9 protein-coding genes and 1 pseudogene are annotated in these 8,396 nt (G+C 69.8%); 8 read left to right on the plus strand and 2 right to left on the minus strand.

Features of this window, described 5'->3' with window-relative positions; genetic code table 11:
- Positions 1-264: 264 nt before the first annotated feature.
- The 4 genes from HUV01_RS09215 to tatC all read left to right on the plus strand — a co-directional run bounded on the left by HUV01_RS09215 (position 265) and on the right by tatC (position 2,877).
- A complete protein-coding gene (locus HUV01_RS09215; RefSeq protein WP_174297989.1) occupies positions 265-1,266 on the plus strand; it encodes a glycoside hydrolase family 3 protein in 1,002 nt (333 codons plus the stop codon).
- A gap of 68 nt (positions 1,267-1,334) precedes the next feature.
- Positions 1,335-1,610: a twin-arginine translocase TatA/TatE family subunit gene (locus HUV01_RS09220; protein WP_174297990.1), complete on the plus strand. Its 276-nt coding sequence runs from the start codon at positions 1,335-1,337 to the stop codon at positions 1,608-1,610.
- Positions 1,611-1,636: 26 nt separating this feature from the next.
- Complete coding sequence (locus HUV01_RS09225) at positions 1,637-2,104, plus strand: Sec-independent protein translocase subunit TatA/TatB (protein ID WP_174297991.1); 468 nt, start codon at positions 1,637-1,639, stop codon at positions 2,102-2,104.
- Positions 2,101-2,877, plus strand: coding sequence for a twin-arginine translocase subunit TatC (tatC, locus tag HUV01_RS09230; RefSeq protein WP_174297992.1), 777 nt, complete (start codon positions 2,101-2,103; stop codon positions 2,875-2,877). Before HUV01_RS09225 ends, tatC begins: the two co-directional genes overlap by 4 nt.
- 224 nt (positions 2,878-3,101) lie before the next feature.
- On the opposite strand, the gene HUV01_RS09235 is transcribed toward tatC, so the two are convergent.
- Together HUV01_RS09235 and HUV01_RS09240 are read right to left on the minus strand one after the other, a co-directional pair.
- Positions 3,102-4,724 carry a sensor histidine kinase gene (locus HUV01_RS09235; RefSeq protein ID WP_174297993.1) on the minus strand — a complete coding sequence of 541 codons (1,623 nt, stop codon included), beginning with the start codon at positions 4,722-4,724 and terminating at the stop codon, positions 3,102-3,104.
- 9 nt (positions 4,725-4,733) lie between these two features.
- Complete coding sequence (locus HUV01_RS09240) at positions 4,734-4,910, minus strand: NepR family anti-sigma factor (RefSeq protein WP_254606527.1); 177 nt, start codon at positions 4,908-4,910, stop codon at positions 4,734-4,736.
- A 226-nt stretch (positions 4,911-5,136) separates the two neighbouring features.
- Between HUV01_RS09240 and HUV01_RS09245 the strand changes: the two genes are divergently transcribed.
- The 4 genes and pseudogenes from HUV01_RS09245 to HUV01_RS09260 form a co-directional block, all read left to right on the plus strand.
- Entirely contained in the window at positions 5,137-5,943 is an 807-nt protein-coding gene (locus tag HUV01_RS09245) for a response regulator (RefSeq protein WP_174297994.1), read from the plus strand.
- Between the two features lie 33 nt (positions 5,944-5,976).
- Entirely contained in the window at positions 5,977-6,129 is a 153-nt protein-coding gene (locus HUV01_RS09250) for a hypothetical protein (RefSeq protein WP_174297995.1), read from the plus strand.
- Positions 6,130-6,208: 79 nt separating this feature from the next.
- Positions 6,209-6,847 (plus strand): sigma-70 family RNA polymerase sigma factor, encoded by a 639-nt coding sequence (locus HUV01_RS09255; protein ID WP_174297996.1) that lies wholly within the window; start codon positions 6,209-6,211, stop codon positions 6,845-6,847.
- Positions 6,848-7,113: 266 nt separating this feature from the next.
- Positions 7,114-8,396: pseudogene (locus HUV01_RS09260) on the plus strand (glutamine-synthetase adenylyltransferase); the annotation flags it as partial.

Genomic DNA, 8,396 nt, shown 5'->3' on the forward strand with positions numbered 1-8,396 from the left:
CGCAGGTTCGGCTATGTCGCCGCGCTGGGCAAGTCGGTGGAACAGGCCGACGTCCGCGCCCGCCACGTCTTCCGCCTGCGCGTCGACGCGGGCAGCGCGGGCGCGGCGGCGGACGTCTGCGGCAGGCTGAAGGTGGCCGGCGAGGCGTGTTTCGTCACGGCGGGCTGAAGCCCCGCCGGTCGGGCATGGGCCGGTCAGGTATGGGCCGGTCGGCTATGCCCGGTCGAGGGTGCCCGGCCGGCGCGAAGCCGCTATGACGCCGCCATGACCCCCGTGATCTTCGGCCTCGCCGGCCCCGAACTTACCCCCGACGAGCGCGCCTTCTTCGCGGATGCGGAGCCCGCGGGCTTCATCCTGTTCCGCCGCAACATCGTCGACCGGCGGCAGGTCCGCGCGCTGACCGACTCGCTCCGGGCGCTGGCCGGGCGGGAGGAGCTGGCGGTGCTGGTCGACCAGGAGGGCGGGCCGGTCGCGCGGCTCGGGCCGCCCGGGTGGCCGGCGTTTCCCGCCGGGCCGGCGTTCGACGCGCTGTACCGGATCGCGCCGATGTCCGCGATCCAGGCGATGCGCGCCAACGGCCAGGCGCTGGGGCTGATGTTGGCGCAGGTCGGCATCACCGTCGACTGCGCGCCGTTGCTGGACGTCGTCCAGCCCGGCACGACGCCGACGATCGCCACCCGCGCCTATGGGGCCGAGCCGATGCAGGTCGCCGCGCTGGGCCGCGCGATGCTGGAGGGACTGGCGGCGGGCGGCGTCGTCGGCGTCGTAAAGCACATGCCCGGCCACGGCCGCGCGGCCATCGATTCGCACCACGCGCTGCCAAGGGTCACCGCCGGCGCGGCGGCGCTGGAGGTGGACCTCGAACCGTTCCGCACCCTGCGCGACGCGCGCATGGCGATGACGTCGCATGTCGTGTTCGAGGCGTGGGACCCGGACCGGCCCGCGACGCTGTCCCCCCTCGTGGTCGAGCAGGTGATCCGCGGCGCGATCGGCTTCGACGGGCTGCTGATGACCGACGACATCGACATGAAGGCGCTGTCGGGATCGCCGGCCGACAAGGCGGCGGGCGCGATCGCGGCGGGGTGCGACCTGGTGCTCGACTGCTGGGGGCGCATGGACGAGATGCGCGCGATCGCCGACCGGCTCGGCCCGATCGCCGCCCGCCCGCGCGACCGGCTCGACCGGGCGATGGCGGACCGCCCGGCGCCCGACGGCGACATGGCCGAGCTGATCGCCCGCCGCGACGCGTTCCTGGCGTTGGCCTGACCCCGTGACGCGGCGGTGGCAAATGCGCGTGGAAGCGCCTAGATAAGCGTTCTAACAGGAGATTCCCTATGGGTTCGATGAGCCTTGTTCATTGGCTGATCCTCGGCGTGGTGCTTGTCCTCGTCCTCGGCGGCGGCCGGTTCTCGGGCATGATGGGCGATGTCGCCAAGGGCATCAAACAGTTCAAGAAGGGCATGGCCGAGGACGACGACGTCGTGCCGGGTGCCACCCGCGACCCCGCCCGGATCGAGGCAACCAAGCCCGATGCCCAGAAGGTCGCCGAGCCCGCGTTCGACCGCGACGGGCACAGGATCGATGCGCAGCGGGTTCGCGAGGATCGCTGAGCGCCCCGCCGGGATGGAAGGCTGACATGTTCGACGTCGCTCCGACCGAGCTGATCGTGCTGGGCACGGTGGCGCTGATGGTGATCCCGCCCAAGGACCTGCCCCGCGCGATGCGCACGGCCGGCTATTGGGTGGGGCGCGCCCGCGGGGTCGCGCGCCAGTTCCGGTCCGGGTTCGACACCATCATCCGCGACGCCGAGCTCGCCGAGATGGAGCAGCGGTGGAAGGCCGAGAACGAGCGGATCATGCGTGAGCATCCCGCGGCGACTCCCCCGACGACCTCTCCAACGACTTCTGGCACTCCCGGCGCCGACGCCGATCCGGGCGACATGGACGCCCCGCCGGCGATGGTCGACCAGCCCGCGATCGTCGACGCGCCCGCTCATGCCCCTGTGCCCTCCCACGCCGACGAGCCGCTGTCGGTCGAGGCGCCGGTCGTCGCCCCCGCCGCTCCGGACACGCCGCCCGCCGCCGATACCAAGGCCCCGTCGTGAGCGACGAGATCGACGACAGCCGCGCGCCGTTGCTCGACCACCTGATCGAGCTTCGCCGCCGCCTGTTGTTCAGCGTCGCGGCGCTCGCGCTGATGTTCATCGCCTGCTTCTACTTCGCCGAGCCGATCTTCGGCTTCCTGGTCAGGCCGCTGCTCCGCGCCGGGCAGAACCGGCTGATCTATACGCAGCTGTTCGAGGCGTTCTTCGTCCAGCTGAAGGTCGCGTTCTTCTCAGGCGCCATGCTGGCGTTCCCGGTGATCGCCAACCAGCTGTGGCAGTTCGTCGCGCCCGGCCTGTACCGCAAGGAGAAACGCGCGCTGCTGCCGTTCCTGTGCGCGACGCCCGTGCTGTTCATCGCCGGCGCCGCGCTGGCCTATTACGTCGCGGTCCCGGCCGCGCTGCACTTCCTGCTGAGCTATCAGGGCGACGTCGGCGGCGTGCATCAGGAGGCGCTGCCATCGGTCGACAACTATCTATCGTTCGTCATGCAGTTCCTGTTCGCCTTCGGAATCGCGTTCCTGATGCCGGTGCTGCTGATGCTGCTGGAACGGGCGGGGATCGTCACGCGCAAGCAGCTCGCCGGCGCGCGGCGCTATGCGATCGTCGGCTGTTTCGCGATCGCGCTGGTGCTCGCCCCACCGGACGCGGGATCGATGATCCTCCTCGCGGTGCCGCTGATCCTTCTGTACGAGCTCGCGCTGATCGCGATCTGGTTCACCGAGCGTCGACGCGCACGGGAGCAGCCGGCGGACACGAAGATAGCGCAGCTTTGAGGCCGGCGGGCGGATCCGGCCAGCGTGTCGCTCGGGATATATGGGATCGGGTGACGTAAGGCCCGGACGTACTGCGGGGGGGGGGGTGGCAGTACGCCCGGGCCGGTCACTTGAACCACGGGGCGGGGAGGCATAAACCGTGGTCCGCAATCATAACGACGCACGGGCCATGCGGTTCCAGCCATTCTGCATGAATATAATGGCACAAGAGCATCTTACGCCGATCAGTCGCGACCGGTCACGGCGATGTCGATGCGGTACCGCCCGGCGCTCTCGTCGCGTGACAGGGGTGCGCGCAACTGCCGGGCGAGACCGTCGATTACCCGGCCGTAGCGTTGCGACAGCGTGCGGGCCAGTCCGGCGCTGCCGGTCAGCGCCACCGACGTCACGCTCAGCGTCGCCCGGTCCGGGCGGTCGGGCGGGGCCTGCAGGGCGATCCTGATCTGGGCCGCCGGATCGACGGTCATGGCCAGCTCGATCATCTCCGTGACCATGAAGGCGACCGCCACCGCCACGTCCTGGCTGACCAGGACCGGGTCGATGTCGAGCGTCAGGCCGAGATGCGCCGACTCCTCGGGCGCCGTCGCGCGGATGTTCGACGTAAGCTCGCCCAGCACCGATCGCAGCGGCAGGCCGCGATTGGCCTCGCTTTCCGCGAAATGGTTGCGATGCACCACCGCCAGCGCGTCCACGCGGCGCTGGATCGACGAATAGGCCGCCGCGGCGTCGGCGCCGCGCGATCCGCGCGCATGGATGCTGATGAGGCTGGAGATGACCTGCAGGTTGTTCTTGACCCGGTGATGCACCTCGCGCGTCAGCCGCGTCTGACGCACCAGACCCTCGGCCAAGCCGGCTTCGTGCAGCGCGACCGTCCGGCTGATGGCGCGGAACGTGTCGCCGAGGTCGACGATCTCCTGCGCCGGCAGCAGGGAGGGGGCGCCGGGTTCGATCACGTCGCCGGGACGATAGACCGCGACGCTGGCCCGCAGCCGGCGGAGCGGATGAACGAGCAGCCGGTCGACGACGAGCCAGGCGATGCTCGCCGCCGCCACCCACATCAGCAGGGGCAGCAGCAGCGCGAGCACCAGCGGCCAGGTGATCGGCGCCGCGCGCATGTCCATCGCGAGCGTCAGGTCGCCGATGCCTAGCGCGGTGCGGATCGTCTCGCGCCGGTCCCGCGCGCCGGTGGCGGGCAGCGCCAGCAGCGGCAATCGCGCGTCGCCCCCCTCGATCGTCGTGCCATAGCCGCTGGCCGCCTCGTCGGGCTGAGCGATCCGGGCGAGGAAGCGGCCGGAGAAGAGCGCGGCGGCGGAGGCATGGCGGCGACCGCCATCCACGCTCAGGACGAGCCCTTCGCCGGGCAGCAGCGTGGCCATGACGGGGCTGTCGCTCCCGGCGCCGGATTTCCCGATACTGGACCCACCGGTCCTGTGCTCGTGACGCGGGATGCCGGCGAAGCGGGCGCCGCACAGCGTCCGTCCCTGCGGGTCGGTGACGACGAAGCGGACGCTCGACGCTGCCTGCGCCGCGAAGATGCCCTGTACCCGCGCGCAGACGGGCGTGTCAGCCGGATCGCGGTCCAGCGCCTGCGTCGCGGTCCGCAACGCCTGCATGTCGCCGACGAGCTCCAGCCCGATCGCGCGGCTGCCCCTTTCCGCGGCCGTCCGCAACCGGGCGCGGGCCTCGTCGTTGAAGACGCGCGCCGTCTGCCACGTCGCGAGCGCCGTGACGATCGCCAGCGGGAGCAGCGCGAGGCTGAGGGCGAGGAACAGCTTGGCGCCGGTCGGCCAGCGCGCGGGTTCGAACCACCGCCTGTCTGCCCGCGACGGCTCGGCGACCACGGTCATGCCCGGACCTCAGTCCAGGCGGCCGAGAAGATCCAGCATCTCGTCGGGCACCGCCTCTTCGACCATCTTTTGATATACGGAGCGAAGCACCGCCCCCGTATCCAGATCACCACCGACAGTTGCGGCCGCCGGCCGGTTGACCTGCGCCGCGCCGGCCTCGATTTCCTGGTCGGTCTTGCCCGGCAACGCCAGCTCCCATCATGTCTGCGCCGGTACGGGCACGGTCCCTTGACTCCGGACCGCAAGGGTTGGGTCATGCCCGAGTTGAAACCAAAATCCATGCGGCTTGTTCCGGCAACTAACCCAAAAGTCGCGGTCGGGTGCCCGGGGAAATCAAACCCCGGGAAACGGGTTGCTTTCGGGGCTCGGTCGCTTCCAAAGGGGAGGCCCGGACTGTGGAGAACGGACGATCATGTCGCTTGGCCAGCAACTCGCGCCCCATTTGCCCTTCCTGCGCCGGTACGGCCGCGCCCTGACCGGCAGCCAGGTCCAGGGCGACCGATACGTTCGCGCCACCCTGGAGGCGATCGTCGCCGCCCCCGCCGAGTTCCCCCGCGACGTCGAGCCGCGTCTTGGCCTGTACCGGATGTTCCAGGGAATCTGGACGTCGGCGAACGCGGACACCGACATGGACGAGGCGCCCGCCGGCGAGGGCGGCGACCGCGAGGGAGTGGCGCGGGCGCGGCTCGGGCGGATGACGCCGCTGTCGCGCCAGGCGCTGCTGCTCACCGCGATGGAGGGCTTCACGATCGAGGACGCCGCGTTCCTGATCGAGGTCGACCCTCCCGAGATCGAGGCGCTGGTGGCCGAGGCGCTGGCCGAGATCGAGACCCAGACGCGTGCCCGCGTCCTCATCATCGAGGACGAGCCGATCATCGCGATGGACATCGAGACGATCGTGCGCGACCTGGGCCATGAGGTGACGGGGGTCGCCGTCACCCGCGACGAGGCGGTCGCGCTGGCCATGGAGGACCGGCCCGGACTGGTGCTGGCCGACATCCAGCTCGCCGACGACAGCTCCGGCATCGACGCGGTGAAGGACATACTGGCGCAGTTCCAGGTGCCGGTGATCTTCATCACCGCCTTCCCGGAGCGGTTGCTGACGGGCGAGCGGCCCGAGCCGACGTTCCTCATCACCAAGCCGTTCCAGCGGTCGACGGTGAAGGCGGCGATCAGCCAGGCGCTGTTCTTCGACGAGAACACCGTACCGGCCGAGTGACCAGCCGGAACGATACAAGGGGACCGAACGACCATGGCCGACGAGAACGAACCGATCCACGTCAACACCGAACGCGCGCGCGGCGGCAGCACCCCCGGCGTCACCCGCTACGTGCTCGGAGTGTCGATGATCCTGGTCATTGCAATATTCACGTTCATCATCATCCACGGCGTACACACCGGCTGATCCGGACGCAGGATGGAAATGCCGGTCGTCGCGCCTATGTTGGCGCCGGGTTGGACGACGTAGCGGGAACAGCGACGACATGAAGCAGGCGGAAACGCATGACGACGAGGCGGACGTTCCGCCGGTCGAGCATGTCTCGCTCTCCGATCCGGAGTTCAAGACGGAACTGGCTCAGGTGATTCCGCATCTGCGCGCCTTTGGCCGCTCGCTGTCGGGCAGCCGCGATCTTGCGGACGATCTGGTGCAGGAGACGCTGCTGAAGGCGTGGGCAGCGCGCAAGCGTTTCCAGGCCGGCACGAACATGCGTGCGTGGACGTTCATCATCCTGCGGAACCTTTATCTGTCACAGATGCGCCGTGCCCGGTTCAAGGGTGAGTGGGACGACCTTGTTGCGGACCGACTGCTCGCCGCACCGGCGAGCCAGGATCGCCATGTTGAACTTGGCGACATGCAGCGTGCGCTGCTTCACCTTCCGGCACCGCAGCGCGAGGCGCTGATCCTCGTCGGTGCCGGTGGGTTCGCCTATGAGGAAGCGGCCGAGATCTGCCAGGTCGCGGTCGGCACGATCAAGAGCCGCGTCGCGCGCGGCCGTGTCGCGCTGGATACCATACTTACCCAGGGATCGCTGCCGTCGCGCCGCGAGCACATTACCGACACGTCGCGCACCGCGCTCGACACGATTATGGGCGAAGTGGAGGAACTCAGCCGCGATCGATAGCGACGCGAGACGGTCAGTGGATGGCGTCGAGCCTGTCCATGATTGCTGCCAAGTCTCCGGGAAGAGCGCATCGAATGGCGAATATGCTTTCCAGCGCGGCCCCGAGGGCGTCCGTGGACCGGGGACGACATACGATCGTCTCGCGTCCACGACGCGGAAGTTCGGGTGGATGTCGAGGTGCGCTGGTCATGGCTGTATAACGAAGCGGTGTGCGTGAAGTTGCATCCGGGCATTTGTCAAGTGTCGATCTTGTGGTGCAATGTCGCATGATCTTCACAAATCCTGCAAGCGCGGCGAATAATGCGGTGGACAGGGCCGTTGCCGAGGCACCGTTCCTTGCCGACATTATCCGACGCGACCCGGACTTTATCGAATTGCTGGCGCAGGGCACGTTCGATCCCGCCGCGGCGCTGGCGGTGGCTGACGGGCTGCCGGTCGGGACGCGGCTGCGTCGGCAGCGGCGACGGCTGGCGCTGCTGGTGGCGATCGGCGACCTTGCCGGCGCGCTCGACCTGACCGCCGTGACGGGCATCCTTACGGATTTTGCGGACCAGTCGCTCGACGCGGCGATCCGCGCCGCCATCGCCGAGCGTACCCCTGGCGCGGAGCCGGTCGGCTTCGTCGCGCTGGCGCTGGGCAAGCAGGGCAGCCGCGAGCTAAACTACTCGTCGGATATCGATCCGATCCTGCTGTTCGATCCTGCGACCTTCCCCCGCCGCCCGCGGGAGGAGCCCGGGGAGGCCGCGGTCCGCGTCGGACGGCGAACGGTGGAACTGCTTCAGGCACGAGATGCCGAGGGGTATGTGCTGCGTGTGGACCTGCGGTTGCGGCCCTCGCCCGAGGCGACGCCGATTGTGCTGCCGGTCGCGGCCGCCATCACCTATTACGAGTCGCAGGCGCTGCCATGGGAGCGCGCGGCGTTCATCCGCGCACGCGCGGCGGCGGGCGACGTGGCGCTTGGCGAACGGTTCCTGGCGACGATCCGGCCGTTCGTGTGGCGGCGCAGCCTGGACTTCGGCGCCCTGGCCGAGCTGCGGGCGATGTCGCAGCGCATCCGCGACCATCACGCCGCCGGCCAGCATTTCGGTCCCGGCTACGACCTGAAGCGTGGACGCGGCGGCATCCGCGAGATCGAGTTCTTCGCGCAGATCCACCAGTTGATCCACGGCGGTCGCGAGCCGTCGCTGCGGGCGCCCGCCACCCGCGACGCGCTCGCCCTGCTGGCAAGGGCCGGGCGCATCGGTGAGGACGAGGCGCACGACCTGACGCACGCCTACGAACTGTTGCGCCGGATCGAGCATCGCCTGCAGATGATCGATGATCGACAGACGCATTCGCTGCCCGCCGGCGAGGCGCTGGACCGGGTGGCGCGGCTGGACGGGCTGGCGGACCGGGCGGCGCTGCTGGAGCTGCTGGCAGCGCCGGTTGCGCGTGTCGGGGCAGTGTACGATTCGCTTGGACCCGAGGCGGAGCCCGGTCTGCCGGTGGGTCGTGAGCGGCTGGTCGCGGCGCTCGCGGCCTATCGCGTCGCGCCCGAGGCCGCGCGGAC

It is taken from the genome of Sphingomonas bacterium (assembly GCF_903643035.1).
Taxonomy (GTDB): domain Bacteria; phylum Pseudomonadota; class Alphaproteobacteria; order Sphingomonadales; family Sphingomonadaceae; genus Sphingomonas.

What these genes read in the sequence shown, in the direction of transcription:
- HUV01_RS09215 (WP_174297989.1), top strand. Translation starts at nt 265, where the DNA reads ATGACCCCCGTGATCTTCGGCCTCGCCGGCCCCGAACTTACCCCCGAC.
- HUV01_RS09220 (WP_174297990.1), top strand. Translation starts at nt 1,335, where the DNA reads ATGGGTTCGATGAGCCTTGTTCATTGGCTGATCCTCGGCGTGGTGCTT.
- HUV01_RS09225 (WP_174297991.1), top strand. Translation starts at nt 1,637, where the DNA reads ATGTTCGACGTCGCTCCGACCGAGCTGATCGTGCTGGGCACGGTGGCG.
- HUV01_RS09235 (WP_174297993.1), bottom strand. Translation starts at nt 4,724, where the DNA reads ATGACCGTGGTCGCCGAGCCGTCGCGGGCAGACAGGCGGTGGTTCGAA.
- HUV01_RS09245 (WP_174297994.1), top strand. Translation starts at nt 5,137, where the DNA reads ATGTCGCTTGGCCAGCAACTCGCGCCCCATTTGCCCTTCCTGCGCCGG.
- HUV01_RS09250 (WP_174297995.1), top strand. Translation starts at nt 5,977, where the DNA reads ATGGCCGACGAGAACGAACCGATCCACGTCAACACCGAACGCGCGCGC.
- HUV01_RS09255 (WP_174297996.1), top strand. Translation starts at nt 6,209, where the DNA reads ATGAAGCAGGCGGAAACGCATGACGACGAGGCGGACGTTCCGCCGGTC.